This is a genomic window from Modestobacter sp. SYSU DS0290 (assembly GCF_054050955.1).
Genome location: NZ_JBJHAI010000011.1, coordinates 1 through 26987 on the forward strand (window position 1 = coordinate 1; position 26987 = coordinate 26987).

Here is a 26987-nt window from a genome sequence, read left to right on the forward strand (position 1 = left end):
CCCGAGGCCCCCCCCCCCCCCCCCCCCCCCCCCCCCCCCCCCCCCCCCCCCCCCCCCCCCCCCCCCCCCCCCCCCCCCCCCCCCCCCCCCCCCCCCCCCCCCCCCCCCCCCCCCCCCAGCCGGGTGGGCTGCCGGCGAACGTCGCGGGTCCAGGACGACCGCCCGGGACGCCGCTGGGCAGGAGGTCGGGGCCGGCGGCGAACGGGGAGACAGCCCCCGCGGCCACCCGGTTCGGGCCGCGCGAACGGTGCCGGCGTGGGAGCCTGCGCTCGTGACGCCAGCGGAGCGGCAGCCGGATCCTCGGGGTCGGTGCCGGGTCCGGGGCCTTGGCGCTCCGGTCGATCCGGTCACTGCTGCGGGTCGGGGACCGCCTGCTGGTCAGCAGACCGAACGTGACCCACCCGCACTCGCGGCTGAAGACGTTCCTCCACGGCGCCCCGCACATCTGCCGGCGCACCGGGTCGAGGTCGCCGGTCTGCGTGCCGTCGGGCTGCGTCACCGCGCCGCCGACTGGGAGGGCATCTGCGTCTTCGTCAGCGCCGTCGCGGCATGATCACCCCTGACCGGACCGCCGCGGGAGCCGACGTACCGAGCGGCTACGTCACTTGTCGCGGAACGCCCGCGACGAGTGCCCGCGCGGGTCCCGTCATCCGCGCGATCCGGAGTGACGCAGCTCATTCCTAACCTGCACTCCAGAGAGGTGGTCGGACGACCCCGGCCACCCACCGCCGTCCCAGCGACCCCTGCCAGGAGCCTCCCCCATGAGCCAGATGGTCACCCTCGGCGCCCCGCGTGCGGCGGCGTCCCCGATGCCCGGCACCCGGGACGTCGGCCGCCTGCTGGTGCAGTGCGACGACCGCCCCGGCGTCGTCGCCGCGGTCTCGACCTTCCTGGCCGAGCACGGGGCCAACATCATCGAGCTCGGCCAGTACTCCACCGACCCGGAGGGGGGCCGCTTCTTCCAGCGGACCGTCTTCCACCTCGAGGGGCTGTCGGCGCAGCAGGAGCGCCTCGAGGCGGAGTTCGCCCAGGTCGCCGCGGAGTTCGAGCTGGACTGGTCGCTCACCCGGGCCGACGAGCCCAAGCGGGTGGGGATCATGGTCTCCCGCTACGACCACTGCCTGCTCGACCTGCTGTGGCGGGTCGGCCGCGGCGAGCTGGCGATGAACCCGATCATGGTGGTCAGCAACCACCCCGACCTGGCCGACGAGGTGCGGGCCTTCGGCGTCCCGTTCATCCACATCCCGGTCACCAAGGACACCAAGGCCGAGGCCGAGGCCCGGCAGCTCGACGTCCTCCGCGGCAACGTCGACCTGGTCGTGATGGCCCGGTACATGCAGATCCTCAGCAGCACCTTCCTCGAGAACGTCGGCTGCCCGGTGATCAACATCCACCACTCGTTCCTGCCGGCGTTCATGGGCGCCAACCCCTACGTGCAGGCGAAGTCCCGCGGCGTGAAGCTGATCGGCGCGACGGCGCACTACGCCACCCAGGACCTCGACGAGGGCCCGATCATCGAGCAGGACGTCACCCGGGTGTCGCACGCGCAGACCTCGGCGGAGCTGCAGCGCCGGGGCGCCGACGTCGAGCGCTCGGTGCTCGCCCGCGCCGTCGCCTGGCACGTCGAGGACCGGGTCTTCCGGCACGGCAACGCGACCGTGGTGCTCTGATGCCGGCCACCCTGATGGACGGGAAGGCCCTGGCGGCGCGGGTGCGCGAGCGGACGACGGCGGAGGTCGCCGAGTTCACCGCCCGCACCGGGCGCACCCCCGGCCTGGCCACCGTGCTGGTCGGCGACGACCCGGCGTCGGCGGTCTACGTGGCCAGCAAACGGAAGCAGTGCGTCGCGGCCGGGATGACCGACCACCACCGGCCCCTGCCGGCGACGGCGACCCAGGAGGAGGTGGCCGCGGTCCTCACCGAGCTGGCCGCCGACCCCGAGGTCTCCGGGATCCTGCTGCAGCTGCCGCTCCCCCGGGGTCTGGACGCGGGCCCGCTGATCCAGCTCATCCCCGCCGCCAAGGACGTCGACGGGCTGACCACGCTCAGCGCCGGGCTCCTCGCGCAGGGACGCCCCGGGCTCCGCCCGTGCACGCCGTCCGGGGTGATCGAGCTGCTCGATGCGCACGACGTCCCCCTCGAGGGCGCCGAGGCGGTGGTCATCGGCCGGTCCGAGCTGGTCGGCAAGCCGGTCGCCCAGCTGCTGCTGCAGCGCAACGCGACGGTGACCGTCTGCCACTCACGCACCCGCGACCTCGCCGAGGTCTGCCGCCGTGCCGACGTCGTCGTCGCCGCGGCCGGCCAGCCCGGGCTGGTGCGGGGCGACTGGGTCAAGGAGGGCGCCGTCGTGGTCGACGTCGGCATCCACCGCACCGACTCCGGCCTCGTCGGCGACGTCGACACCGAGGCCGCCGCGGCCCGGGCCTCGCTCATCACCCCGGTGCCCGGCGGCGTCGGACCGATGACCATCGCGATGTTGCTGCAGAACACCCTGCTCGCCGCCCGCGCGCAGACCGAGGCCGGCTGAGCCGGCCGTGCCTCTCCGCGCGACATTTGACCCGCCCACCGCTGCCGCCCCCGGCCGCCGCGGTCCCGCCATTGCACTGTGCCGCCGGTCACAGGACGCTCCCTATGGTGACGGGAGGACGAACGCCATCGGGCGGTCCGCAGGAAACCCGCCGCCCGCGCCCCGGCCCCGGGCGCGCACCACACGAGGAAGGGACACGGAGTGAACAGGTCGCTGCCGCGCAGCCCCGACACCCGCGCTGCCCTGCGCCGGACCTTCGAGACCCTCGGCTACGAGGTCATCCCGTTCAAGAAGACCGGGGACGACGTGCAGGAGCACGTCCCCACCGACGTGCGCCTGACCGTCACCGCGTCCCCCGCGAAGGGCATCGGCGCCACGGTCGAGCTGGCCGTCCGGCTGACCCGGGCCGGCTACACCGTCGCCCCCCACCTGAGCGCGCAGCAGATCTCCGACCGGGCGCACCTGACCGACGTCATCGCCCAGGTGCGCGAGGCCGGCATCACCGAGGTGTTCGTGGTCGGCGGTGACCCCACCGACACCCCCACCGAGTTCCGCGACGCGCACGCGCTGCTCCTGGCGATGAAGGAGATCGGCCACCCGTTCACCGAGGTGGGCATCGGCGGCCACCCGGAGGGCCACCCGTCCGTCTCCGACGACGTGCTCTTCGGCGCGCTCGCCGACAAGGCGCCCTTCGCCAACCACATCACCACCCAGATCTGCTTCGACACCAAGCGGATCCAGACCTGGGCCCGGGAGCTGCGCCGGCGCGGCATCGACCTGCCGATCCACATCGGCATCCCCGGCGCGGTGACCCGGCAGAAGCTGCTGCGGGTCTCCAACGGCCTGGGCATCGGGGAGTCGGCGAAGTTCCTCAAGAAGCAGCAGAACCTGCTCTGGCGGTTCTTCCTGCCCGGTGGGTACAGCCCGGACGGCATCATCCGCGGCCTGGCGCCCTCGATCGGGGCGAGCGACCAGCGGATCGAGAAGTTCCACGTCTTCACCTTCAACGACCTCGCGCCGACCGAGGCGTGGCGGCAGCAGATGCTCAACCGCCTCGCGGAGCACTAGGCCGGCACCACCTGCACAGCCCCGCCGCCCTCCTGGACGGCACCGGGGGACCATCGACGACGAACGGACCCAGATGACCGCCAAGAACCTGCAGGAACTGCTGGACCAGAACGGCAACACCGTCGAGATGCTGCGCGACTCGCAGATCGGCGCCTACATCTACCCCGTGGTGCCGGCGGAGTTCACCAACTTCCGGCGTGAGGTCAAGTCCTGGCAGAACACCGCCGTGCTCTTCGACCAGTCGCACCACATGTTCAACACCTACGTGCGCGGCAAGGACGCCCTGAAGCTGCTCACCGACACCGGCATCAACAGCACCGCGAACTTCCCGGTCGACAGCGCCAAGCAGTTCGTGCCGGTCTCCCCCGAGGGCGGCGTCGTCGGCGACGGCATCCTCTTCCGCCTGGCCGAGGAGGAGTTCGTCTTCGTCGGCCGCGCGCCGGTGGCCAACTGGCTGATGTTCCACGGCCGCACGGGCTACGACGTGGAGCTGGAGAACGACCCGCGCTCGCCGTCGCGCCCCTACGGCAAGCAGGTCACCCGCAGCGTCTGGCGCTTCCAGATCCAGGGCCCGCGCGCCTGGGACGTCATCGAGAAGCTCAACGGCGGCACGGTCGAGCAGCTCAAGTTCTTCCGCATGAGCACGATGAACATCGCCGGCAACCAGGTCCGCACGCTGCGTCACGGCATGGCCGGTGCCCCGGGTCTGGAGATCTGGGGTCCGTACGAGACCTACGACCAGACCCGCGACGCCATCCTCGAGGCCGGCCAGGAGTTCGGCATCGAGCCCTGCGGCTCGCGCGCCTACTCCAGCAACACCCTGGAGTCGGGCTGGATCCCCTCGCCGCTGCCCGCCGTCTACTCCAGCGAGGGGCTGCGCGACTACCGCGAGTGGCTGCCCGCCGACGGCTACGAGGCCACCAACGCGCTGGCCGGCAGCTTCGTCTCCGACCGGATCGAGGACTACTACCTCAACCCGTGGGAGCTCGGCTACGGCAGCTTCGTGAAGTTCGACCACGACTTCATCGGCCGCGAGGCGCTGGAGAACATCGACAAGGACAGCCAGCGCCGCAAGGTGACCCTGGCCTGGAACGCCGAGGACGTCGCCAAGATCCTGGCGTCCCCGGTCGACAAGGACGGCCCCGGCTACCAGTTCTTCGACCTGCCGAACGCCAACTACGGGTCGTCGAACTACGACGCGGTGCTCGACGGCGACGGCAACCAGGTCGGCCTGTCGCTGTTCACCGGCTACAGCTCCAACGAGCGCACCGCCCTGTCGCTGGCCACCCTCAACCCCGACGTGCCGCACGGCGCCGAGGTGCGGGTCGTCTGGGGCGAGCCGAACGGCGGCAGCAAGAAGACCACCGTCGAGCCGCACGAGCAGATCGAGGTGCGCGCGATCGTGAGCCCGGCGCCGTACACCGAGATGGCGCGTTCGAGCTACCAGCCCGGCTGGCGCACCGCCGCCAGCTGACCTCCGGGTCGGTCGAACCAGGGGCCGGGGGGGGGGGGGGGGGGGGGGGCCCCCCCCCCCCCCCCCCGGCTCCGCGCCGGCCCCCCCCCCCCCCCCCCCCCCCCCCCCCCCCCCCCCCCCCCCCCCCCCCCCCCCCCCCCCCCCCCCCCCCCCCCCCCCCCCCCCCCCCCCCCCCCCCCCCCCCCCCTGGCCGTTCGGCGGCACGTCCGCTCCGCCGGCCGCTCCCCCCTCGCGATCACCTCGGGCGCCGCGCCGGTTCGGGAGGCGTCCCGGCAGGTCCGTGGCACCCATGATCACCTCGGGCCCAGCGCGGTCACCACGTCCACGAGACAGCGCTGAACCCGAGCTGATCATGGATCCCGGGGGCCGAGGGCCGGAGCCAGCGCGTCCACCAGGTCGTCCGCGGTGGCGCTCCCCGGGCCCTCGAACTCGGCCACCTCCACACCGACGACCTCGCTGCGGGCGACGACCGTCGCGCAGGTGTGCAGGTCGTCGAGGGTGAAGCCGCCGGGGACGGCGTAGTCGGTGGCGACGACGCCCGGCTCGTGGACGTCGCAGTCGATGTGCAGGTACACCGGGCGCCCGGCGATCACCCGGGCCAGCCGCTCGCCGAGGCCGGGTCCGGGCGGGACCAGCGCGATGCGCCCGGCCTGCACGTGTGCCGTCTCGGCGTCGTCCAGGTCGCGCGCGCCGACGAGCACGGCGTGGTCCGCGGGCACGCCCGCGCCCAGCCCGGAGTCCCACCAGCCCAGTGGGCCGGACAGGGCCATCCCGCCGAGGAAGCCGGTCCGGGTGTCCCCCGGGGTGTTGATGTCGCCGTGGGCGTCGAGCCACACCACCACCGTGTCTGGACGGTGCCGCACCACGACCGGCTGGGTCGCGAGCGCCACGGCACACCGGGTCATCGCCGTCACCGGCACCTGCCCGCCGGTCATCACCTCGTCGATGCGGGCGGCCATCGCCTGCAGGGTCGCCCGCGCACGGTCGAGCTCGACGTCCCACCAGGCCGGCCGGGCAGGGGCCGGCTCGCCCACGATGACGCCGTCGGACCCCAGCCGGCGCGCGAGCGCCGCGCCCACATCGACCACCGCCTGTCCGGCGCGGTCGTTGTGGTCCCCGGCGGGACCTCGGTACACGGTCAGCGAGACGTCGGCGCGCACCGGCCCATCCTGCCCGGCCCGCGACCAGGACGTAGGTTCCCCGCATGCCCGCCACCCCAGCGTCGACGACAGCGCCGGGGACCGGGCGAACGGGTTCTGCGCCGTGACCCGCGGCAGCGCCGGGACCGGCGAGCCGGACCGGCTGCCTGATGTCGCCACGACCTCCCCGCGGAGCGCAGCGGCGCTGCCAGCCGGGCTGTCGGCCGTCCACCCCACGGCGGACGACCACGTCCGGGTGCTGGAGGGGCTCGAGACCTGGTGGGGCGGCTTCGGCGGCACCGCCGGGGCGCAGCAGCGAGCCCTGCTGGTGCCCCGCCTGTTCTTCCAGCACTTCACCGACACCAGCTGGCTCGTCGAGGACCGGTCCCACCGGCTGGTCGCCTTCCTCGTCGGCTTCCTGTCCCAGTCGCAGCCGGGCACGGCCTACATCCACTTCGTCGGTGTGGATCCCGCGTTCCGCGGCAAGCAGCTCGGCCGCTGGCTCTACGAACACTTCGCCGGCGCCGTGTCGCAACGCGGAGCGACCACCCTGCGCTGCATCACCAGCCCGGGCAACAGGGCCTCCGTCGCCTTCCGCACCCGCCTGGGCTTCGAGGTGGAACCGGGCGCGACCGAGCTCGACGGGGTGGCCATCCAGCCGGACTACGACGGGCCCGGCCTGGACCGGGTCTGCTTCGTCCGCCACCTGCCGGCCTGACGGACGTCCCTCGCCCGTGGGGCCGGACCGGTCCCGGCCTCCGGCAGCCGCGGTCCGTGGTCAGCCGGCGGAGACGGCGGAGACGGCGGAGACGGCGGAGACGGCGGACAGGATGCGCAGGGCGTCCGCGGTGCCGGCCACCTCGTGCACCCGGACGCCCCAGGCGCCGGCCTGTGCGGCCAGCACCGAGGTGGCCAGGGTCGCCGGGTCACGCTGCTCCGCCGTCCGGGAGACCCCGCCCTGCCCGGTCAGCACCGCGTCCAGGAACCGCTTCCGCGAGGCGCCCACCAGCAACGGCAACCCGAGGTCGACCAGCGCGTCGAGGTGCCGCAGCAGGGCGACGTCGTGCTCGGGCCGCTTGGCGAACCCCAGCCCGGGGTCGAGCACCAGCCGCCCGGCGTCCACGCCCGCCGCGACCGCGGCGTCGGCCCGGGCGGTCAGCTCGGTGCGGACCTCGGCGACGACGTCGGAGTAGCGGGCGGCGGCGTACATGTCCCGGCTGTGACCGCGCCAGTGCATGAGCACCCAGGGCACCCCGGCGTCGGCGACGACGCGGGCCATCGCCGGGTCGGCCAGCCCACCGCTCACGTCGTTGACCAGCACCGCGCCCGCGGCGATCGCTGCCTCGGCGACCGCGGCCCGGGTGGTGTCGACGCTGACCGCCACCCCCGCGGCGGTGAGCTCGGCGACCACCGGGACCACCCGGCGCAGCTCCTCGGCGACCTCGACCCGGTCGGCACCCGGCCGGGTGGACTCGCCACCGACGTCCACGTAGTCGGCACCGTCGGCGGCGAGCGCCAGGCCGTGCGCGACGGCGGCGTCCGGGGTCGACCACAGCCCGCCGTCGGAGAAGGAGTCCGGGGTGACGTTCAGGACGCCCAGCACCGCGCACCGGCCGGGCCGGCGCAGCTGCGGGTGGGCCAGTGGCGGCGCACTGGGCGAGTTCACGACGGTGGCCACGCGGTGCTCCCTGGAACGGGGCGGCGCCCTGCGGCCGCCGGTCCGTCGACGCTACGGAGCCGGCGCCGCGGGCAGATCGGGCCGGTGCCCGATCCGCTCGCGGTCACCCGTCCTGCCCGCACCGCGACAGATGACCCGGACGCCGGTCAGCCGAGGGTCAGCCGCAGCGGCAGGCTGTCCAGCGCCCGCAGGGTGTTGTTGTGGTGCCGCCGGGGGGTGCCGACGAGCTCGATCGACCGCACCCGGCGGGCCAGCGCGGTCAGCACCGCCTCGGCCTCCAGCCGGGCGACGTGCTGCCCCACGCACTGGTGCAGGCCCATGCCGAAGCCGACGTGGCCGGAGGGGTCCCGGGTCAGGTCGAACCGGTCGGGGTCGGACCAGCGCCGCGGGTCCCGGTTCGCCGCGGCCAGGAACATCAGCACCTTGCGGCCCTCGGGGACGACGGTCCCGCCGATCGCGACGTCGGTGGTGGTGGTGCGGAAGAACGTCTGCACCGGCGACTCCCACCGCACCGCCTCGTCGAAGGCGACCCGGGCCAGCGACGGGGCGGCCACCAGCCGCTCCCACTCCCCCGGGTGCGTCGCGAGGCCGTACAGGACGGCGGAGATGCCGTGCACGGTGGTGTCCACCCCGGCGGTGAGCAGCGACCGCACCATCAGCGGCGCCTGCTGCGGGGTGATGTCGCCGCGGTCGGCGGCGGCCCAGATCGCGGCACCGAACCCGTCGTCGGTGAGCGCCTCCCGGGCGCACTGCGCGGCGACCCAGGCCGACAACTCCGCCACGCGCGGCTCGCCCTTGGCCACCAGGTCGTTGCCCGGGCCGAAGGCGTTGAAGGCGTGGTCGCCGTACGGGAGGAGGTTCTCCCGGCCGTCCGGGCCCAGCCCGACCGCGTCGGGGAAGACCCGCAGCGGGAACGCCTGCGCCAGCGCCGGGACGGCGTCGAACTCGGTGCCCTCGGCCAGCACGGCGTCGACCAGCTGCTCGGCGTCGGCGGCCCACCGGTCGCGCAGCCGGCGGAGGGCCCGGGGGCCGAGCACCGCGGTCAGCACCCGCCGGGGTGCGTCGTGCCGGGGCGGGTCGGCCTCCAGCAGCAGGCTCGGCGGCCGCCAGGGCTTCTCGGTGCGGAAGTTGCTCAGCCCGACGCCGGCGGCGGACTGGAACTGCTGCCAGTCGACCAGGGCGGCGTGCACCTCCTCGTAGCGGGCGAGGGCGAACACGTCGTAGCGGCTCAGGTGCACCACCGGACCGGCCTCGCGCAGCTGCTGGTGCATCGGGAGGGGGTCCTCGAGCACGTCGTGGGAGAAGGGGTCGACGTCGCTGACCGGCAACTGGCCGGTGGGCTGGACGGTGAGGGTCATCTGGGGCTCCCGCGGGGTCAGAGGTCGAGGACGAGGCGGTCGCTGCAGGAGCGGGAGACGCAGGGGTACATGCAGTCCCCCGCGGCCCGGTCGCCGTCGTCCAGCAGCGCGTCGCGGTGGTCGGGGGTGCCGGCGAGGACGACCGTCTCGCAGGTGCCGCAGGTGCCCTGCCGGCAGGAGGAGAGGACGTCGACGCCCGCCGCGGCCACCGCCTCCAGCACGGAGACCTCGGGGGTCACGGTGACGCTGCGCCCGGTGCGGGCGAGCTCGACCACGAACGGCGTGGTGCGCACCGGTGCACCGCCGTCGGCAGCGGCGAACCGCTCCGTGCGCAGCGCGCGCGCCGGCCAGTCCGCGCAGGCGGCCTCCAGCGCGGTGAGCAGCGGCGCCGGACCGCAGCCGTAGACGTGCACGCCCGGCCGCGGCTCGCCCAGGAAGCCGGCCAGGTCGAGCAGGCCGAACTCGTCCTGGGGCCGGACGAGGACCCGGTCGCCGTGGGGGGCCAGCTCGTCGAGGAACGCCATCGAGCTGCGCTGCCGGCCGCCGTAGAGCAGCCGCCAGTCCGCACCGAGCAGCTCGGCCTGGACGATCATCGGCAGCAGGGGCGTGATGCCGATGCCGCCGGCGACGAAGAGGTAGGCGTCGCCGGGTACCAGCGGGAAGTTGTTCCGGGGCCCGCCGAGCTGCACCTGGTGCCCCGGCTGGAGCTGCTCGTGCACGTAGGCGGAGCCACCCCGGCCGGCCGGTTCGAGCAGGACGCCCACCCGGTAGGTGTGCGGGTCCCACCGGTCCCCGCACAGCGAGTACTGCCGGGTCAGCCCGTTGCCGAAGGTGAGGTCGACGTGCGCCCCCGGCGTCCAGTCCGGCAGCCGTCGGCCGTCCGGCGCCGCGAGGGTCACCACCACCACGCCGTCGGCGACCGGCGTCTTGTCCAGCACCCGCACCACCGTGCGGTCCGCCGCCCTGCGCTGCTCCGCATCGAGCATCCCGACCTCCTCGTCGTCGCTGCGCCGAGGATGCGGCGTGGATCACGTCCCGCAGTACCCGGTTCTCAATGGACGAGACAACTGGTGGCAGACTGGTCCCGTGGCCCGCACCGCGACCGGAGAGTCGGTGCTGGCCCGCGCCGTGCGGGTGCTGGACGCCTTCAGCGCGGAGGAACCCGCGCTGACGGTCGGGGAGATCGCCCGGCGCAGCGGCCTGCACGTGGCGACGGCGTCCCGGCTCATCGGCGAGCTCGTGCACCACGGGCTGCTGGAACGCGGGCCGAGCCGCGAGGTGCGGATCGGCGTCCGGCTCTGGGAGCTGGGGTCCCGCGCCTCACCGACGCTCTCCCTCCGCGACGCGGCGATGCCCTTCCTGGAGGACGTGCACGCCGTGGTGGGCCACCACGTCCAGCTGGGGGTCCGGGACGGCGACGACGTGATCTTCGTGGAGCGGCTCAGCGCCCGCGACGCCGTCATCAACTTCACCCGGATCGCCGGCCGCCTCCCGCTGGCGACGTCCTCCTCGGGCCTGGTGCTGCTCGCCCACGCGCCGCACCCGGTGCAGGAGCGGGTGCTGGCCCAGCCGCTGCACCCGGTCACCCCGGCCGGGCTGCGCACGGCCGCCGAGCTGCGGGCCGCGCTCGCGGAGGTCCGCCGCACCCAGGCCGCGGTGCTCGCCGGGCACCAGCACCCCGACGCCACCGGCGTCGCCGTCCCGGTGCGGGACGGCGGGGGGCAGGTGGTCGCTGCGCTGTCGGTCATCGTCCCCACCGACGGCCGGGCCGCCGAGCTGGTGCCGCTGCTGCTGGCGACCGCCCGGGGGATCGGCCGCACGCTCGGGCCCGCCGCGCCCTGACCGCAGGGGGCACGTCAGTCCAGGAGTGCCCGCCCGAGCCGGTCCGGCCCGCCGGCCAGCAGCCCGGCCACCGTCGCGCGCGCCCCCTCGGCACGGAGCCCGGCGAGCACGGCCGGGTAGCCGGCGGCGACGCGGTCGTCGTCGACGAGGTCGCCGAAGAGGTCGGGAGCGGCCAGGAAGGCCAGTGGCTCCGCCTGCTGCCGCCGGGCGCGCTCCACCAGCGCCCCGGCGCGCGGGTCGCGCAGCTCGATGGGTCGTCCGGCGTCGTCGGTGCCCTCCGCCGAGCGGGCCCAGCCGGCCAGCACGGCCAGCGACCGCCGCACCTCCCCACCGCCGGCCAGGTTCGCGCGGAGCACCGGGAGCAGGAACTGCGGGACCCGGTCCGAGGCGTTCTCGCACAGCCGGGCCAGGGTGTCCCGGACGTGCGGGTTGGCGAACCGGTCGAGCAGGTCGGCCCGGTACTGCGCCAGGTCGATGCCGGGCACCGGCGGCAGGGTCGGCGAGCCCTCCTCCTCGAGGTAGCCGCGCAGGAACTCACGGAACACCGGGTCCTGGCACGCCTCGTGCACGAACTCGTGCCCGGCGAGCCGGCCCAGGTGCCCCAGCACCTGGTGCCCGGCGTTGAGCAGGCGCAGCTTCATCAGCTCGTAGGGCGCCACGTCGTCGACCAGCTGCACCCCGACGTCCTCCAGCGGCGGGCGGCCGGCCGGGAAGTGGTCCTCCAGCACCCACTGGGTGTACGGCTCGCAGACCACCGGCCAGTCGTCCTCGACGCCGAAGCGATCGGCCAGCTCGGCCCGGTCGCCGTCGGTGGTGACCGGGGTGATCCGGTCGACCATGGAGTTCGGGAAGGCGACCTCGGTGGCGACCCACTCCCCCAGGGCCGGGTCGCGCAGCGCGGCGAAGGCGGCGAAGCTGCGCCGGGCCAGCTCGCCGTTGCCCGGGATGTTGTCGCAGGAGACGACGGTGAACGGCGGCAGCCCGCGGTCGCGGCGGCGCACCAGCGCCTCGGTGACCAGACCGAACGACGTCCGCAGCGCGGTGCCGGGCTGCAGGTCGGCGACGACGGCCGGCGCCTGCGCGTCGAACTCGCCGGTGACCGCGGAGGCGTTGTACCCGCCCTCGGTGACGGTCAGCGAGACGATCCGGGTCGACTCGGCCGCCATCCTCTCCACCACCGCCTCCGGGTCGTCCGGCGCGAGCAGGTACTCCACGATCGACCCGACTACCCGGGCCTCCAGCTGCCCGTCGGGGTGCTTGACGACCAGCGTGTACAGGCAGTCCTGGGCGGCCATGACCTCCTGCATCCGGCGGTCCGCGGGCAGCACGCCGACCCCGCAGATGCCCCAGTCCTGCGCCTGCCCGGCCGCCAGCAGCCGGTCCAGGTACAGCGCCTGGTGCGAGCGGTGGAACCCGCCCACGCCCAGGTGCACGATCCCGGGGCGCACGGCCCGGCGGTCGTACCCCGGCGTCCCGACCGCCGGGTCGAGCGCGGACAGGGTGGCGGCGTCGAGGCGGGGCATCGGGCTCCTCGGGAGGTCGGGTGGGCCGGCGTGCAGCGTGCCGCACCGGTGGGCCGAGGCCCTACCCGCACCGCCGTGGTCGGCACACCGGCGCCGGCGGACGGCCCACGGAGCCGCTCCCTCCGGCATGCTGCCCGGGTTGCCCGAACGAGGCCGAGGGGGACCGGTGCCCGGATCCGACGGTGTGCTCCTCCGGCTGCCGTTCGCCGGCACCTGGCGCGCGGTGAACAGCCCGGCGCGACGGGTACCCAGCCACGGCAGCCACCTGTTCGCCACCACCTTCGCGATCGACTTCGTCGCCGTCGCCGGGCAGGAGACGGCCCGCACCCGTGACTGGCGCACGGTGCTGGCCACCGAACCGCCGGAGCGGTTCGTCGCCTTCGGGCAGCCGGTGCTCTCCCCCGCGGCCGGCCGGGTGGTGACCGTCCACGACGGCGAGCCCGACTCCGCGGCCCGGCGGTCGGCGCCGGCCCGGATGTCCTATGCGCTCACCCAGGCCTCCCGCGCCCGCGGCGGCGCGGGCGCGCTGGCGGGCAACCACGTGGTGCTGGCCGCCGGCGACGGTGCCTTCGTCGTCCTCGCGCACCTGCGCCGCGGCTCGATCCGGGTGGCGGTGGGGCAGCACCTCGAACCCGGTGAGCAGGTGGCCGAGTGCGGCAACTCGGGCAACTCCACCCAGCCGCACGTGCACCTGCAGGCGATGGACGACGCCGACCCGTTCCGCGCCCGCGGCCTGCCGATGCTCTTCGCCGACCTCCGGGTGTGGCCGGCGGACGGCGGACCACCGGTCGACCTCGCGCGTGGCGTGCCGGGCGAGCAGGACGTCGTCGAGCCGCGCTGACCGCCCGCCCCGGGCACGCGTGCGGCCGGCCGGACCGGCAGGATGAGCGGATGCCGCGCGAGCTCCCGCCCCTGCCCACGATGGTCGTCGGCAGCCTGCCCCAGCCCGACTGGCTGATCGACCGCGAGCGGCTGGGTCACCAGTTCCCGCCGCGGGTGCGGGCGGCCGAGCTGTGGCGCATCCCGGCCGAGCACCTCGCCGAGGCGCAGGACGACGCCACGCTGGCGGCGATCCGCTCGCAGGAGGAGGCCGGGCTGGACGTGGTCACCGACGGGGAGATCCGCCGGGAGTCCTACTCCAACCACTTCGCCACCGCGCTGGCCGGGCTGGACCTCGACGAGCCCGGGCACGTGCGCAACCGGTCGGGCGTCGACATCCCGGTGCCCCGGGTGACCGGTGAGCTGCGGCGTCCGGCGCCGGTGCAGGTCGCCGACGTGGCGTTCCTCCGCGCGCACACCGACCGCGCGGTGAAGATCACCGTGCCCGGCCCGTTCACCATGGCCCAGCAGGCGCAGAACGACCACTACCCCGACGACCGCGCCCTGGCGCTGGCCTACGCCGACGTGGTGCGCGAGGAGATCGCCGACCTGTTCGCCGCCGGCGCCGACATCGTGCAGGTCGACGAGCCCTGGCTGCAGGCCCGCCCGGAGATCGCCCGGCAGTACGGCGCCGAGGCGCTCACCCGTGCGGTGGAGGGCGCCGCCGGCCCGGTGCACGTGCACCTGTGCTTCGGCTACGCCGCGATGGTCGCCGAGCGACCGGCCGGCTACTCGTTCCTGCCCGAGCTGGCCGACGTGCCGGTCGCCGCCGTCTCGGTCGAGACCGCCCAGTCGCACCTGGACCCGGCGACGCTCCGCCCGCTGCGCGGGAAGGGCATCGCCCTGGGCGTGCTCGACCTCTCCACCCCGGAGGTGGAGACCCCGCAGGTGATCGCCGACCGGGTCCGCCGCGCGCTGGACTCCGTCGACGTCGACGAGCTGCTGCTGTCCAGCGACTGCGGGCTGAAGTACCTGCCGCGGGCCTCGGCGGCGGGCAAGATGCGTTCCCTCGCCGAGGCCGCCGCCGTCCTGCGCACGGAGCTGTAGCCGTCCAGGGCTGTAGCCGGTCAGGTGCCGCAGAAGGTCTGGTACGGCCCGAAGGTCTCCGGCGCGGGGGCGGCGTACCGCTCCAGGCCGGGCCGCGCCGCGAAGGGGCGCTGGACCACGGCGACGAGCTGCTGGAACGGGGCGAGGTCGCCGGCGGTGGCCGCGGTGAGCGCCTCCTCGACCAGGTGGTTGCGCGGCACGTAGACCGGGTTGGTGCGGTCCATCAGGTCGGCGTCCGGGGCCAGCGCACGCCAGCGGTCCAGCCAGCCGTCGAACGCGGCCAGGTCGAGCACCAGGCGGCGGGCCGGCTCGGCGTCGCCGCGGGCGGCGGTGCCGAGCGCGCGGAAGAACGACGTCCAGTCGGCCCGGCTCTCCTGCAGCAGCGGCAGCAGCTCCTCGACCACCGCGGCCGTCTCGTCGGTCCCCTCGCCCAGGCCCAGCTTGGCGCGCATGCCGGCGCCCCAGACCGCGTTGTACTCGCCGCGGAACCGCCCGAGCGCCTCGACCGCGATCGGCACGGCCTGCTCCTGCTCGTCGTGCAGCAGCGGCAGCAGCGCCTCGGCGAGCCGGGCCAGGTCCCATTCCGCGGCGAGCGGCTGGTTGCCGTAGGCGTAGCGACCGCCGGTGTCGATCGAGCTGTACACGGTGGCCTGGTCGTAGCCGTCGAGGAACGCGCAGGGGCCGTAGTCGATCGTCTCGCCGGAGATCGTGACGTTGTCGGTGTTCATCACCCCGTGCACGAAGCCGACCAGCATCCACTGCGCCACCAGTGACGCCTGGGCGGCCACGACCGCCTCGTAGAGCGCCAGGTACGGCTGCTCGGCGTCGGCCGCGGCGGGGTGGTGCCGGGCGATCGCGACGTCGGCCAGCCGGCGGAGCAGGTCGACGTCGCCGGTGGCGCGGGCGTACTGGACGGTGCCCACCCGCAGGTGGCTGCTGGCCACCCGGGCGAGCACCGCGCCGGGCAGCAGGGTCTCCCGGCGCACGTCGCGCCCGGTGGCGGTGACGGCGAGGGAGCGGGTGGTCGGGATGCCGAGGGCGTGCATCGCCTCGCTGACCACGTACTCGCGCAGCATCGGCCCGACCGCGGCCAGCCCGTCGCCGCCCCGGGCGAACGGGGTGCGGCCGGACCCCTTCAGGTGCAGGTCACGCGGCCGGCCACCGTCGTCGACGAGCTCACCGAGCAGCAGTGCCCGCCCGTCGCCCAGCCGGGGTGAGTAGTTGCCGAACTGGTGGCCCGAGTACGCCTGCGCCACCGGGTGCGCCCCCTCGGGCACGGCGTTGCCCACGAGGAAGCGCACGCCCTCGGGGCTGCGCAGCCAGTCGACGTCCAGGCCGAGTTCCCCGGCCAGCTCCTCGTTGAGGACCAGCAGCGCCGGCGCGGGCGCCTGCTCGGCCTGCCACGGCAGCGCCAGCTCGGGCAGCTCCCGGGCGAAGCGGTCGTCGAGCCGGACGGTGGGGCCAGGGGCGATGCTCACCCCGTCGAGCGTACGAGCGATCCCGCGGTCCGGCCGGGTCACCAGCTGCCGCCGCCACCTCCACCGGCCGCCCCGCCCACCGACGTCGCGCCGGCGCCGCTGCTCACCGGCGGGGAGAGCACCGGGTTGTCCGGCGAGGAGAAGGCCACCAGGGCCGGCCACATGCCGACGTAACCGGCCCCGTGCGCCGGCAGGTACCAGTCCGGCGCTGGTGCCGGACCGGCCGCCTCCAGCGTCCCGGCGAACTCCTTCGCGACACCCAGCGCGACGGCGTGCGGCAGGTAGCGGGCCCGGGGGTCCCCGGCCAGGTCGCCGACCGGGCCGGCGGCCACCCGCGCCAGCGCGTCCGACGCGGCCAGGGTCTCGCGGAACGCCACCACCTGCTGGTGCACCTCCGCGCCGGCCGCCGTCCGCTGCGGCATCCGCCCCGCGAGGGCGAGCACCACCAGCCCGGCCAGCACGACGCCCAGACCGGCCAGCGCCCAGGTGGTGGCCACCGCGAGCACGACCGTGAGGACGACGCCGGCAGCGAGCAGCGCGGCACCGCGCCCGTACCAGCGGCGCCGGACCGCCGCCGGGTCGGCGGTGAACCAGCCCAGCTCGACGACGTCGGCGTAGACGGCGGCGCGCACCCGGCCGTCCAGCCCGCCGAACCGCGGCTGCAGCTCCGACAGGGTCACGACGTCGCCCTCGGCGAAGACGCCGTCCAGCAGCAGCCGCTCGTAGCCGCGCAGATCCCGCGGGTCGGTCCCGGTCCGCACCAGCCGCCAGTCGGCCGGCCCGTCGCTCCCGTCGGCCGCGGTCCCGCCCGTCTCCTCGATCCGCAGGTGCCCGCGGATCGCCAGGTCCAGCAGGGTGGCGGTCACCTCGTGCCGCTGGGCGTGCCCGTCGAGCACCGTGCCCAGCTGGGCGGGCCGCCCGTCCTGCGGCGGGGTCAGCTGCGGCGGGACCGGCCCGGACGGCCCGCGTGGGCGGCCGCGCCGGGCGAGCAGCACCACCGGGCCGGCCAGGGCCAGCAGCGCGGCGAGGCCGACACCCACGGTGGCCGGGGTGGCCCGGAACGCCTGGGCCGGGCTGAACGTGTCGTCCAGGAGCGGCTCGGCGGCGGCGAAGGTGCCCGCCGGCCAGCGCCCCGCGACGGTGACGCCCTCCTCCGGCTCCAGCCCGGACGCCTGCGCGTGCAGTTCGCCGCCGGGTTCGACCGCCGCCTCGCACGGGGTTCGCGAGCCCTGGTCGCCGACGACGCAGTCCGCCTCGACCGGCGCGGCGCCCCCCGGGCCGGTGACCCGGACGTCCACGTCGTCGATGGGCACCTGCCAGCCGGTGCCGACGGCGTTCCACCGCAGCTCGTCGACCTCGGAGCCGGCGTCGGCGACGCCGGCGACCCGGTAGCCGATCTCGTAGGTGTGCCGACCGCTGACCTCGGTGTCCTCGTCGCCGACCCGGATGGTCAGCACGCCGTCCTCGCGGGTCAGCTCGGTGTCCGCCGGGGCGCCGGTGGGGCTGTCGACGCTGACGTCGCTGATCGGGTGCAGCCGGTCGCGGGTCTGCTCGTAGGGCAGCCGCTCCGGGATGAGCCGTTCGATCCCGTGCCGCTCCTCGTCGCCGAAGTCGTAGTCGATCACCTCGGTGACCCGGAGTGTGCCGTCGGCGGCCGCCTCGACCCGCACGTCGTAGGAGCGGATCGCCTCCGCCGGTCCGTCACTGGTGCAGCCGCCCAGCAGCGCTGCCCCGAGGACGAGCAGCCCGCCCGTCGCGAGTGCCCGCGGTGTACCCGTGCCGTCCATGTGCGCCCCGCCCGTCCGTCCCTGTCATCGCCGTGCCAGCTGCAACCGACCGAGGATCGCCGCGCAGCGACGGCCGGTCAACGCGGCGGGCCGTGCGTGCGGCCCGGGCAGTGGGTAGGGCGGACCGCATGGGAACAGGGAGCGCGTCGGTCGCCGCCGCGGACCAGTGGACCGACCCCGACGGGATCCGCCGGCCGGCCGGTGAGGTGCACGCCTGGCAGTCCGGGCGCAACGAGACCGTCTGCGGCCTGTCGCTGAGCCGGTCGCGGCTGCGCCGGTTCCCGCACGTGGCGTGGGCCGATGTGCAGCCGGAGTCCGGCCGGCACGCCGATGCCGTCGCCGAGGTCTGCCGCCGCTGCCGGGCGGGGATGGGCGCCCGCCGGGACGAACGCGGCTGGACTCGGACGAACCCGCGTCCCTGACCGCAGGCGCAGCCAGGGTCCACGCTGGTCCAGCCGCGGCAGGACGCTCACGCCGTGGCGCACCAGCCGACCGGCAGGCCGTGGTGCGGAGCGCGCGCAGCGGTGCCGACCAGTTGCTCGGTGGCGCCCATGCCCCGCGCCCCGCCATGCCGGCGGTCCCAGAGCAGGGACGTTCCGCAGGCGGCGCCGGGGCGGACGTCCCTGCGCCGGCCGGGGTCAGCCCCGGTAGTTCACGTGCACGTGGTCGAAGTGGTTGGCCGTGGCGCTGCCCCGGTTCTCCATCGCCTTCCAGGAGCCCGACGGCGAGGAGAGCATCCGCTGCTCCCAGATGAGGTAGTCCACGCCCAGCTCGGCCCAGTGCGCCCGGTGGTACGCCACGATGGCGTCGCCGAGGGCGGCGTCGGACATGACCATGTAGTCCAGCGCCAGGCCCGAGGGATGGCCACCGGGGTCGGTCGCGCTGGCGCGGGTGCCGCCGAGGGTGATGCGGTCGGCACCGGGGACGGCGGAGACGACCGCGTTCGCCGCTGCCTGTACCACCGGCCGCACGGCACCGGCGGTGTTGCTGATGCGTGCGACCGCGCCCGCGGCCGCCGCGGTGGCACCGGCCGCTGCGGTGGCACCGGCCGCCGCCGCCGCGCGGCCCCGCTGAGGAGCGGCCTGCTCGGCCTGTTCGGCCTGCCGCCGCGCCGCGGCCTCGGCCTCGGCCTCGGCGGCAGCCTTCGCCGCCGCCTCCTCCGCGGCGGCCCGCTCCGCTGCGGCCTTCGCCTCGGCCTCGGCGGCCTGGCGGTCGAGCTCGGCCTGGTCGGCGGCGGCCTGGACCTGCTGCGCGGCCACCTGGGCGTCCTCGCGGCTGCTGCGGGTGGCCGCGAGTTCCTGCAGCGGCGCCAGGTCGCGCTCGGGGTCGACCGGTCGGGCCGACCCGGTCAGGCCGAGCGCCTGGGCGACGCTGACCGTCTCGGTGGGTGCGGCCTCCGCGTGCGCGGCGGGCTCCGCGCCGGCGAGGACGTTCATCCCGACGGCGCCGGCGGCGGCGACCGCCAAGAGGAGCGGTGGGCGGCGCATGCCGGTGGGCGGGGTGCGGCGGGCAGCAGTGGTACGGGGGCGCATGAGCAGGAGGGCTCCGAGACGGCGGTCGGCGGCGCCCGGGAGGGCGCCGCGGGCTGCGGCGGGCCACCGGGCGCACCGGACCGGGATCCCCGGGGGTGGACGTCGGTGGCGCCCGCTCGGACCCCGCCGCTGAGGAGCGGGACGGCCGACCGGACTCAGCCACCGTAGGTGTGTTGTGAGTTCGTGACAATCCGGTCGGGCAGATTCGTCGAGTGACGCCCCTCGCGTCACAGGCGTCCCGCCCCGGGCCACGCCGTGCCCGGTCGCCCGGTCGCCGGGCTCAGTGCATGCCGAGCCGGGCGAGCGGCTCGACCAGCTCCCGCTCCTCGTAGGCGAGGTGGGACAGCAACGTGTCGCTGAGCAGGTCGACCGCGGCCCGCAGCCCGGCCATCCCGTCGGGGGCGGAGACGAACTCCACCAGCGCCCGGTCGACGGCCTCGAGCACGTCGTGGATGGCGGAGTGCTCCTGCTCCAGCCGGTCGATGACCGGGCCCAGCCGCGGGTCACCGGCGCGCAGGTGCGGGAACATCGACTGGTCCTCGATGGTGTGGTGCGTGGTCACGATCCGGCAGTAGGCCTCGCAGTAGGTGCCCAGCGTCCACTTGTTCTGCCGCATGGTCATCACGCTGATGTGCGACCGCGCCGTCCCCACGTCCATCGTGCCGGCGGCCACCTGGTCGACCAGCGACTGCACCTGGGCCAGCTCGGCGCGCAGCCCGTCGTGGATGGCGACCAGGTGCTGTCCCTGGGCCAGCTCGTCCGGCGTGTAGCTGCGCCCCGGGGTGGGCGCCGGGCCGGAGGGACGGGTCGACTCGTCCCACACCTGCCGGTCGCTGCGCCGGGTCCCGTCGTCGGGCGTTGGGACGACGGGGAACCCCGCCTCCCCCACCACCGCGGACGGGGCCGCCGGCTCGGCGACCGCGGGGGTCTCGTCGTCGAGCCCGGGGCCCTCGGCGGCCACCAGCTCCCGGACTCCGGGCGCCACCTCGGCGGCGAACCGGCGCAGGTCGTCGGGGTCGTCGCTGCCCAGCACGAAGGTGCCGATCCGGTGCTCCAGCGCGAGCTCGGCGAGCTCCTCGGCCCACTGTCCGGCGGGCCCCTGCAGCGGTCCGCGACCGGTGGCGGTGAAGGTGCCGGTGACGTTGAGCAGCCGGCGCACGTCCGCCGGCGACCGGCCGGCCGCGACGGCGGCCTCGTCGATGACCGCGTTGCCACGCGCCAGGTCGCCGGGCTGCAGGTAGCTCAGCGACGGCAGCCAGCCGTCGGCCCGGCGGCCGGTGAGGGCGAGCATCCGCGGCTTGTAGGCGCCCAGCCAGATGCCGACGTCGTGCGCGGGCGCCGGACCGCGCTTCGCACCGACCACCCGGTGGAACTCCCCCTCCACCCGCACGCCGCCCCGCGCGCCGGTGTCCCAGGTCTGGCGGACCACCTCGATCGCCTCCTCCAGCGCCTGCACCGCCTGCCCGCCGGAGAGCCTGCGCCCGCCCATCGCCTCGATCGCGTCCCAGAAGGCGCCGGCGCCCAGCCCGAGCTCCACCCGGCCACCGCTGAGCAGGTCGAGGCCGGCCACGCTCCGGGCCAGCACCGCAGGGGGGCGCAGCGGCAGGTTGGTGACGTTCGCCGCCAGCCGGACGGCGCTGGTCCGTGCCGCCACGAAGCTGAGCAGCGTCCAGGTGTCGAGGAAGGCGGGCTGGTACGGGTGGTCGGAGAACGTGACCAGGTCCAGCCCCACCTGTTCGGCCAGCACGGCCAGGGCGACGGTGCGGTCGGGCTCGGCGTTGGCGGGGGTCAGGAAGGCGCCGAAGGACAGCGGCTGGCCGGGGTCGCTCACCGGCCGACTCTCGCACGCCGCCCCGCCTGGCCAGCACGCATGACATTCCGCTCACGGATCGGGGGCGGGAGCTCTCACCGGGGCAGGTCCGGGTAGTGAACGGCGAGTCCCGTGGACGGCCGGACCGGCCGTTCCCGACCGGAGGAGTGAGACCTGACCGTGCACATCACCAACCGCGCACCCCGGGGCCGAGCGCTCACGGCCGCTGCCGCAGCCGTCGCCCTGCTGGGTGCCGCCGGCTGCGGGAACGACGACGACGCACCCCGGGAGACCTCGTCGCTGGAGGTCACCGGTGGCGCCGTCGGCCCCGACGAGGACGCCAGCGAGAACATCACGCTGCTGCAGGTGCAGCTGGAGTACCCGCTGGACGGCGTCTACGAGGAGGGCGAGGACGCCACCCTCTTCCTGGGCATCGCGAACGACGGCACCGAGGCCGACACCCTCGTCGACGTGAGCGGTCCCGACTTCGCCGACGCCCGGATCACGGGCCCGGACGGCAGCGCCGGCGGCGACGACATCTCGCTGCAGGTCGACGCCAACGACAACGTCTACGTCGGGGCGGAGGGGATGCCGGCGATCACCCTGGTCGACCTGCAGACCCAGCTGCGCTCGTCGCAGTCGATCCCGGTGACCTTCACCTTCGAGCGGGCCGGCGAGGTCACCATCGAGGCGATGGTCTCCGCGGAGGACCAGGACCCGCTGCCGACCTACGACTTCCCGGACCCGGACGAGGACCCCTCGGGCGAGACGCCCTCGGAGGGCTGAGCCGCGACGGCCGGGGTGGCGCCCGCCGGTCAGCGCCGACCGGCGGGCCACTCCCCGGCGAGGGCCTGCTCCACCCGTTCACACCACGCCCGGGTCTCCGCCTCGGGCACCTGGGTCGACCGCCGCGCGCTCTCCGCGACGGCGTCGGCGTAACCGAGCACCAGGTCGTCGACGCCGCGGCCGCGGGCCCGCCACGCGACCTCGCGCAGCAGGCCGGCCATCCGGCGCAGCACGGCGGGCTGGCCGTCGGCGAAGTGCAGCGGCTCCTCCAGGCCCAGCTGCAGCAGGGCCGGCAGGTCCCACGGCGGCACGACGACCCGCACGACCCCCGCCTCGTCCCGGAAGACCCGCTCGTCGGCCGGGTGCACCGCGAGCTGACCCAGCAGGGCCGAGGCGTGGGACAGCGCGTGCACCGCCGTCGTCGGGTCGTTGATCCCCGGGGAGAGCGCCCGTAGCGCGATGTCGATGACCTTGCGCAGGCCGTAGGCGACGTCGCGGCTGGCCGACCGCTCGAAGTGCAGCCGGAGCGCGTCGTCCAGCCGGCCGGTGAGCGCCTCGACGTCGGGGTCCGCGCCGGGTTCGAGCCGGGCCCGGGCCACCGGCGTGCCCTCCACGACCGAGTCGCCCATCCGCACCTCGAGCTCCACGACCGCGCCGGCCTCGGTCGCGGCGGCCACCGCCGCCCGGGCGTCGACCCCCACCAGGAAGCCGCTGGACCGGGCGGTGAGCAGCACCTCCCGGCCGCGCGCAGGGCTGTCGCCCCCGGTGTCCGCCGGGCCGCGCTCCTTCCCCGCGCCCAGCTCCCGGGCGATCGTGCTGCTGGACTCGTCGTGGACGTCGCGGAGCATCGTCTCGACCCGGAGCACCGAGGCCAGGTGGCCGATGAAGAGCACCAGCGCCACGACGCTGCCCAGGGTCAGCAGGAACGCCAGGGCGATGGACAGCCGTGGCACGAACGCCGACTCGCCCGTCGTGGCGTCCGCCGTCCGCACACTGCGGAGCACGGTGAGGGCGTAGACGAAGGTGAGCACCAGCTGGGCGAGCGTCAGCTGGACGACCCGGTCGGTGACGAACGTCTGCAGCAGCCGCGGTGAGTACTGGCTGCTGCTCAGCTGCAGCGCCAGCACGGTCAGGGAGAAGACCAGCCCGGTCACCGAGATCAGCGAACCGGCGATCGCCGAGAGCAGGTCCCGGGCGGCGGCGGGCCCGCCGCCGAAGGCGAAGGTCAGCGGGTGGTCGCCGAAGGCGAGCCAGCCGTCGACCGTGGGCAGCAGGATGCCCAGGCCGACGGCGACCAGGATCCCGATGAACGGGATGGGCCACAGCGACCCCCGCACCCGGTCGGCCAGGTTCCCGAGCGGGCTGTCGCTCAACCCGCTCACCGGCCGTGCCCGGGTGCGCCGGCGGCCGGGGTCACAACTGCGGCCGGACGCCGGCCTCCGCGGCCAGGGCACCCGGGTCCAGCGACCCCTGCCCGTCCATCGCCGAGCGGCCGGCACCGCGCCGGCCGACCGGCAGCACCGTCCTCTCGTGCGCGCCCTCCAGCTCCAGCGCCAGGGCGGTGTAGAACGCCACCGCCGCCAGCGCGATGCCCACCCACCCGGCGACCGCCTTCCAGTCCGACGACCCGGTCATCTCGTAGACGCCTGTCGTCACGAACCGGGTTGCGGCGACCGCCATCACCAGCGCCGGCATCACCTTGCTGCTGACCGCCGTCGCCGCCGGGACGAGCATGGCCAGCCCGGCGACGAACAGCAACACGCCCAGCCCGGAGCTGGTGCTGCCCGGCGGCAGCGTCAGCGTGGTGAAGCCGGCGACCGCCCAGGTGCCGCTGAGGATGCCCATGCCGGTGGCGGCGACCGGGTCGCGGCTGAGGAACCCGAGGACCGAGGCGAGCAGCTGCAGCGGCAGGGTGGCCGCCAGCGCCGTGATCGCGGCGATCCGCCCCTGGTCCGGGTCGACCCAGCCCAGCTGGACGGCGCTGAACACCGTGGTGGCCAGGGCGAGGGCCAGGAACCCCAGCGGCAGCGGGGTGGCCAGCGGGCGGAGGACCACCCGGGTCGACGGCGGAGCCGCCTCGAGGTGCTGGTCGGGCATCAGCTGACCAGGGCCTGGGTCGCGGACTCCTTGAGCTTCGCGTTGGCCCAGCGCATCTGCCGCAGCGTCTCCGGGTGGCACCGCTGGGCCAGCTGGAGCAGTTCGGGCTTCCTGGCCCCTTGGGCGGCCTGGGCGAGCAGCTCCCAGTCCAGCGACACCCCGGCGGCCTCGCGGTGGATGTGCCGCAGGTCGGCGAGCAGCAGCATCCCCGGCTCCGGCCGCCGGCCCACCGCATCCGACGCCCGCTGACGGAGGGTGGCGAGCAGGCTGGGGTCGCCCTCCGGCTCGGGGTCCAGCTGCACGTCGTAGTCCTGCCCGATCGCGGCGAGCGCCTGCACGTGGTCCTGCGACCAGCGGGCGATGTCGCGGGCCACGTAGAAGACCTCGTGGTCGGTCTTGTGCCGGTCCGAGGCGGCCAGCAGCGCCCCGGCGAGGTGGTTCTCCGAGCGGTGGAGCTCCTCGATGGCGAGGCCGAGCTTCATCGTGCACCTCCGGTGACGGTCGCGAACTGTTCGGTGCTCTCGGCGGCGGCGCCGCCCACGGTCGGCGGGACGTCGCCCGTCACCGGGCGCGATCCGGTCGTGGTCGGGGCCACCGAGGGACGGCCGACGCTCTTCTCGAGCCGCTCGACCCGGGCAGCGGCGGACTTGAACAGCGGCTGCTTGGAGACCGGGTCCCAGTCGGTGATGGTCAGCTCGTTGGCGGCCCGGCCGCGCTCGCCGTCCGGCTGGTGCCCGGAGGGTGCGTCCCAGTAGCCGTAGTGGAAGGGCAGGAACGCCACCCCGGGGCGGATGCCGCTGATCCGCAGCCGGGCCTCGACCCGGCCGCGCGGGGTGCTGATCTCCAGCAGGTCGCCCTCGCTCCAGCCGCGGTCGGCGGCGTCGCTGGCCGACAGCTCCACCCAGACCTCCGGCGCCGCCTTCTGCAGCTGTGGGGCCCGGGCGGTCTTCGTCCGGGTGTGGAAGTGGTACAGCGTGCGGCCGGTGATCAGCTGGAAGGGGAAGTCCTGGCTCACGATCTCGTGGGGCGGCAGGTACTCGGCCGCCTTGAGCACCGCCTTGCCGTGCGGGTTGAGCGCCCGGTACTCGGTCTGCGACACCGGTGCACCGGTGACCAGGTCCCGGCCGTAGCTCTCGCAGTAGTCGGGGGCGGCCCAGAACTGCCCGTCGACGTAGATGTGCTCGGTGCCGTCGGGGTGCTCGTCGTTGCACGGCCACTGGATGCCGCTGCTCCCGCGGAGCTTGTCGTAGCTCAGGCCGGTGTAGTCGCACGGCCGGCCGCGGGTGCACTCCTTCCAGCCCTCGAACGCCCCCTCCGGGTCGTCCCACTTCACCAGCGGCTGGCCGTCCTTGTCGCGCAGGTCCATCCGGCGGGAGAAGTCGATGAAGATGTCCAGGTCCGGCCGCGCCTCGCCCGGCGGCTCGACCGCCTTGTCCGAGAGGTGCACGGTGCGGTCGACGTTGGTGAAGGTGCCGGTCTTCTCGCCCCAGGTGGCGGCGGGGAGCACGACGTCGGCGAGCTGGGCGGTCTCGGACAGGAAGATGTCCTGGACGACGAGGAACAGCCGCTCCTGGGCCAGGACCTCGCGGATCCGGCCCAGCTCCGGCAGCGAGACGGCCGGGTTGGTGGCCTGCACCCACATGAACCGGATGGAGCCCTCCTCGGCGTACCGGAACATCTGCATGGCGTGCGTGGGCGGCGAGTAGTGCGGGATCTGCATCGGGTCGAGGTTCCAGACCTTTGCGAGGTCCTTCACGTGCTCCTCGTTGGACCAGTTGCGGAAGGCCGGCAGGTCGCCGTCGGCGCCGCACTCCCGGGTGTTCTGCGCCGTCGGCTGGCCGTTCATCTGCAGCAGGCCGCAGCCGGGCCTGCCGAGCATGCCCCGGATGATGTGCAGGTTGTTGACCTGCGTGGCCGCAGCGGACGCCTGGTGGGACTGGTAGAAGCCCTGCAGGACGCTGGACATCAGCCGTTCGGCGGTGCCCAGGATGCGGGCCGCCTCGCGGATCTGCTCGACCGGGACGTCGCACACCTCGGCCGCGACCTCCGGCGGGTAGTCGGCGACCCGCTTCTGCAGCTCGGCGAAGCCCACGGCGTGCGCCTGGACGTACTCCTCGTCCACCCAGCCGTTGGCGATGACCTCGTGCAGCAGGGCGTTCATCAGCATCACGTTGGTGCCCGGCCGCGGCGCCAGGTGCACCGTCGCCGCCCGGGCGACCGGCGTCTCGCGCGGGTCGACGCAGATCACCTGCGGCGGGTTCGGGCCGGCCAGCCGGTCCAGGATCCGGGTCCACAGCACGGTCTGGGTCTCGGCCATGTTGTGGCCGAAGAGCGCGAGGACGTCGGCGTGGTCGATGTCGGTGTACGAGCCCGGCTGCCCGTCACTGCCGAAGGACTCCTTCAGCGCCGCGGCCGCGGTGGCGGTGCAGAGCCGGGTGTTGCCGTCGACGTGGTTGGTGCCGATGCCGCCGTGCGCGATCAGGCCGAGGGTGTAGTACTCCTCGAGGAACAGCTGCCCGGTCGTGTAGAAGCTGATCGCGCTGGGGCCCTGCTCCTCGAGCAGCTCCTTGGCGCGGCCGGCCACCGCGTCCATCGCGGTGGCCCAGTCGGTCTCCACCAGCTCGCCGTCGCGCCGGATCAGCGGCCTGGTCAACCGGTCCGGTGACTTGTTCGCCTGCCACCCGAACAGGTCCTTGGGGCCCAGCCGGCCGTGGTTGACCCGGTCCTCGGCACGGCCCCGGACGCCGACGATCTCGCCGTCCTTGACCGCGATGTCCAGCCCGTCGCCGTTGGAGTGCAGGATCGTCGCCGACTGCACCCACCGGTCGACGTCGCTCTCCGCGACCCCCTCGGCCAGGTGGGTGTCCACCCGCACCGGCCAGTCCTCGCCCGGCCCGTACGGGGTGCGCGTGCCCCATGGTTCGGCGATGCGGTCGATCCGCGACATCGGGAGCCTCCAGCT

22 protein-coding genes and 1 pseudogene are annotated in these 26987 nt (G+C 75.1%); 10 read left to right on the forward strand and 13 right to left on the reverse strand.

Going from position 1 to position 26987, the window contains the following annotated elements; genetic code table 11:
- Positions 1-761: 761 nt before the first annotated feature.
- The 4 genes from purU (at position 762) to ligM (ending at position 5069) form a co-directional block, all read left to right on the forward strand.
- Positions 762-1670 (forward strand): formyltetrahydrofolate deformylase, encoded by a 909-nt coding sequence (gene purU, locus ACI795_RS11105; RefSeq protein WP_457075555.1) that lies wholly within the window; start codon positions 762-764, stop codon positions 1668-1670.
- A complete protein-coding gene (gene folD / locus ACI795_RS11110; RefSeq protein WP_457075556.1) occupies positions 1670-2527 on the forward strand; it encodes a bifunctional methylenetetrahydrofolate dehydrogenase/methenyltetrahydrofolate cyclohydrolase FolD in 858 nt (285 codons plus the stop codon). The genes purU and folD overlap by 1 nt, the downstream gene beginning before the upstream one ends.
- A gap of 201 nt (positions 2528-2728) precedes the next feature.
- Positions 2729-3595, forward strand: a complete 867-nt coding sequence (locus ACI795_RS11115; protein WP_457075557.1) for a methylenetetrahydrofolate reductase — start codon at positions 2729-2731, stop codon at positions 3593-3595.
- Between the two features lie 73 nt (positions 3596-3668).
- Entirely contained in the window at positions 3669-5069 is a 1401-nt protein-coding gene (gene ligM / locus ACI795_RS11120; protein WP_457075558.1) for a vanillate/3-O-methylgallate O-demethylase, read from the forward strand.
- Between the two features lie 350 nt (positions 5070-5419).
- Here the strand turns inward: ligM and ACI795_RS11125 are convergent, their stop codons facing one another.
- Positions 5420-6229: an arginase family protein gene (locus ACI795_RS11125; RefSeq protein ID WP_457075559.1), complete on the reverse strand. Its 810-nt coding sequence runs from the start codon at positions 6227-6229 to the stop codon at positions 5420-5422.
- Positions 6230-6332: 103 nt separating this feature from the next.
- On the opposite strand from ACI795_RS11125, the gene ACI795_RS11130 reads away from it, so the two are divergent.
- A complete protein-coding gene (locus ACI795_RS11130) occupies positions 6333-6926 on the forward strand; it encodes a GNAT family N-acetyltransferase (RefSeq protein ID WP_457075560.1) in 594 nt (197 codons plus the stop codon).
- 60 nt (positions 6927-6986) lie between these two features.
- Here ACI795_RS11130 and folP read toward each other — a convergent pair whose 3' ends face one another.
- From folP to ACI795_RS11145, 3 genes and pseudogenes are all read right to left on the reverse strand, one after another.
- The gene (gene folP / locus ACI795_RS11135; RefSeq protein ID WP_457075561.1) at positions 6987-7886 is read right to left on the reverse strand and encodes a dihydropteroate synthase; all 900 of its coding nucleotides are present in this window, start codon (positions 7884-7886) and stop codon (positions 6987-6989) included.
- Positions 7887-8032: 146 nt separating this feature from the next.
- Entirely contained in the window at positions 8033-9244 is a 1212-nt protein-coding gene (locus ACI795_RS11140) for a cytochrome P450 (protein ID WP_457075562.1), read from the reverse strand.
- A 17-nt stretch (positions 9245-9261) separates the two neighbouring features.
- Positions 9262-10185 (reverse strand): annotated as a pseudogene (locus tag ACI795_RS11145) (PDR/VanB family oxidoreductase); the annotation flags it as partial.
- A 145-nt stretch (positions 10186-10330) separates the two neighbouring features.
- Here ACI795_RS11145 and ACI795_RS11150 point away from each other — a divergent pair.
- Positions 10331-11086, forward strand: a complete 756-nt coding sequence (locus tag ACI795_RS11150) for an IclR family transcriptional regulator (RefSeq protein ID WP_457075563.1) — start codon at positions 10331-10333, stop codon at positions 11084-11086.
- A gap of 14 nt (positions 11087-11100) precedes the next feature.
- On the opposite strand, the gene ACI795_RS11155 is transcribed toward ACI795_RS11150, so the two are convergent.
- Positions 11101-12609 carry a mannitol dehydrogenase family protein gene (locus ACI795_RS11155; protein ID WP_457075564.1) on the reverse strand — a complete coding sequence of 503 codons (1509 nt, stop codon included), beginning with the start codon at positions 12607-12609 and terminating at the stop codon, positions 11101-11103.
- A 166-nt stretch (positions 12610-12775) separates the two neighbouring features.
- On the opposite strand from ACI795_RS11155, the gene ACI795_RS11160 reads away from it, so the two are divergent.
- Positions 12776-13450 (forward strand): M23 family metallopeptidase, encoded by a 675-nt coding sequence (locus ACI795_RS11160; protein WP_457075565.1) that lies wholly within the window; start codon positions 12776-12778, stop codon positions 13448-13450.
- Between the two features lie 50 nt (positions 13451-13500).
- Positions 13501-14535 carry a 5-methyltetrahydropteroyltriglutamate--homocysteine methyltransferase gene (locus tag ACI795_RS11165; RefSeq protein WP_457075566.1) on the forward strand — a complete coding sequence of 345 codons (1035 nt, stop codon included), beginning with the start codon at positions 13501-13503 and terminating at the stop codon, positions 14533-14535.
- 20 nt (positions 14536-14555) lie between these two features.
- Here ACI795_RS11165 and ACI795_RS11170 read toward each other — a convergent pair whose 3' ends face one another.
- Positions 14556-16013: a protein adenylyltransferase SelO gene (locus ACI795_RS11170; protein WP_457075567.1), complete on the reverse strand. Its 1458-nt coding sequence runs from the start codon at positions 16011-16013 to the stop codon at positions 14556-14558.
- A gap of 38 nt (positions 16014-16051) precedes the next feature.
- Positions 16052-17800, reverse strand: a complete 1749-nt coding sequence (locus ACI795_RS11175; RefSeq protein ID WP_457075568.1) for a DUF2207 domain-containing protein — start codon at positions 17798-17800, stop codon at positions 16052-16054.
- Between the two features lie 128 nt (positions 17801-17928).
- Here ACI795_RS11175 and ACI795_RS11180 point away from each other — a divergent pair, with 128 nt between their 5' ends.
- Positions 17929-18222: a hypothetical protein gene (locus ACI795_RS11180; protein ID WP_457075569.1), complete on the forward strand. Its 294-nt coding sequence runs from the start codon at positions 17929-17931 to the stop codon at positions 18220-18222.
- A 216-nt stretch (positions 18223-18438) separates the two neighbouring features.
- On the opposite strand, the gene ACI795_RS11185 is transcribed toward ACI795_RS11180, so the two are convergent.
- Both ACI795_RS11185 and ACI795_RS11190 read right to left on the reverse strand, forming a co-directional pair.
- Positions 18439-19287, reverse strand: a complete 849-nt coding sequence (locus ACI795_RS11185; protein ID WP_457075570.1) for a hypothetical protein — start codon at positions 19285-19287, stop codon at positions 18439-18441.
- 325 nt (positions 19288-19612) lie between these two features.
- Positions 19613-21163, reverse strand: coding sequence for an LLM class flavin-dependent oxidoreductase (locus ACI795_RS11190; protein ID WP_457075571.1), 1551 nt, complete (start codon positions 21161-21163; stop codon positions 19613-19615).
- Positions 21164-21322: 159 nt separating this feature from the next.
- Between ACI795_RS11190 and ACI795_RS11195 the strand changes: the two genes are divergently transcribed.
- Complete coding sequence (locus ACI795_RS11195) at positions 21323-21928, forward strand: copper chaperone PCu(A)C (protein ID WP_457075572.1); 606 nt, start codon at positions 21323-21325, stop codon at positions 21926-21928.
- A gap of 29 nt (positions 21929-21957) precedes the next feature.
- On the opposite strand, the gene ACI795_RS11200 is transcribed toward ACI795_RS11195, so the two are convergent.
- Genes ACI795_RS11200 through ACI795_RS11215 form a run of 4 tightly spaced genes read right to left on the reverse strand, consistent with a single transcriptional unit; the run spans position 21958 to position 26972 of the window.
- A complete protein-coding gene (locus ACI795_RS11200) occupies positions 21958-23310 on the reverse strand; it encodes a DUF2254 domain-containing protein (RefSeq protein WP_457075573.1) in 1353 nt (450 codons plus the stop codon).
- Positions 23311-23341: 31 nt separating this feature from the next.
- The gene (locus ACI795_RS11205) at positions 23342-24025 is read right to left on the reverse strand and encodes a GPR1/FUN34/YaaH family transporter (RefSeq protein WP_457075574.1); all 684 of its coding nucleotides are present in this window, start codon (positions 24023-24025) and stop codon (positions 23342-23344) included.
- The gene (locus tag ACI795_RS11210) at positions 24025-24507 is read right to left on the reverse strand and encodes a hypothetical protein (protein ID WP_457075575.1); all 483 of its coding nucleotides are present in this window, start codon (positions 24505-24507) and stop codon (positions 24025-24027) included. Before ACI795_RS11210 ends, ACI795_RS11205 begins: the two co-directional genes overlap by 1 nt.
- Entirely contained in the window at positions 24504-26972 is a 2469-nt protein-coding gene (locus ACI795_RS11215; RefSeq protein ID WP_457075576.1) for a molybdopterin oxidoreductase family protein, read from the reverse strand. The genes ACI795_RS11210 and ACI795_RS11215 overlap by 4 nt, the downstream gene beginning before the upstream one ends.
- Positions 26973-26987: the final 15 nt, after the last annotated feature.

What these genes read in the sequence shown, in the direction of transcription:
- purU (WP_457075555.1), top strand. Translation starts at nt 762, where the DNA reads ATGAGCCAGATGGTCACCCTCGGCGCCCCGCGTGCGGCGGCGTCCCCG.
- folD (WP_457075556.1), top strand. Translation starts at nt 1,670, where the DNA reads ATGCCGGCCACCCTGATGGACGGGAAGGCCCTGGCGGCGCGGGTGCGC.
- ligM (WP_457075558.1), top strand. Translation starts at nt 3,669, where the DNA reads ATGACCGCCAAGAACCTGCAGGAACTGCTGGACCAGAACGGCAACACC.
- ACI795_RS11140 (WP_457075562.1), bottom strand. Translation starts at nt 9,244, where the DNA reads ATGACCCTCACCGTCCAGCCCACCGGCCAGTTGCCGGTCAGCGACGTC.
- ACI795_RS11155 (WP_457075564.1), bottom strand. Translation starts at nt 12,609, where the DNA reads ATGCCCCGCCTCGACGCCGCCACCCTGTCCGCGCTCGACCCGGCGGTC.
- ACI795_RS11165 (WP_457075566.1), top strand. Translation starts at nt 13,501, where the DNA reads ATGCCGCGCGAGCTCCCGCCCCTGCCCACGATGGTCGTCGGCAGCCTG.
- ACI795_RS11175 (WP_457075568.1), bottom strand. Translation starts at nt 17,800, where the DNA reads ATGGACGGCACGGGTACACCGCGGGCACTCGCGACGGGCGGGCTGCTC.
- ACI795_RS11180 (WP_457075569.1), top strand. Translation starts at nt 17,929, where the DNA reads ATGGGAACAGGGAGCGCGTCGGTCGCCGCCGCGGACCAGTGGACCGAC.
- ACI795_RS11185 (WP_457075570.1), bottom strand. Translation starts at nt 19,287, where the DNA reads ATGCGCCGCCCACCGCTCCTCTTGGCGGTCGCCGCCGCCGGCGCCGTC.
- ACI795_RS11205 (WP_457075574.1), bottom strand. Translation starts at nt 24,025, where the DNA reads ATGCCCGACCAGCACCTCGAGGCGGCTCCGCCGTCGACCCGGGTGGTC.
- ACI795_RS11210 (WP_457075575.1), bottom strand. Translation starts at nt 24,507, where the DNA reads ATGAAGCTCGGCCTCGCCATCGAGGAGCTCCACCGCTCGGAGAACCAC.
- ACI795_RS11215 (WP_457075576.1), bottom strand. Translation starts at nt 26,972, where the DNA reads ATGTCGCGGATCGACCGCATCGCCGAACCATGGGGCACGCGCACCCCG.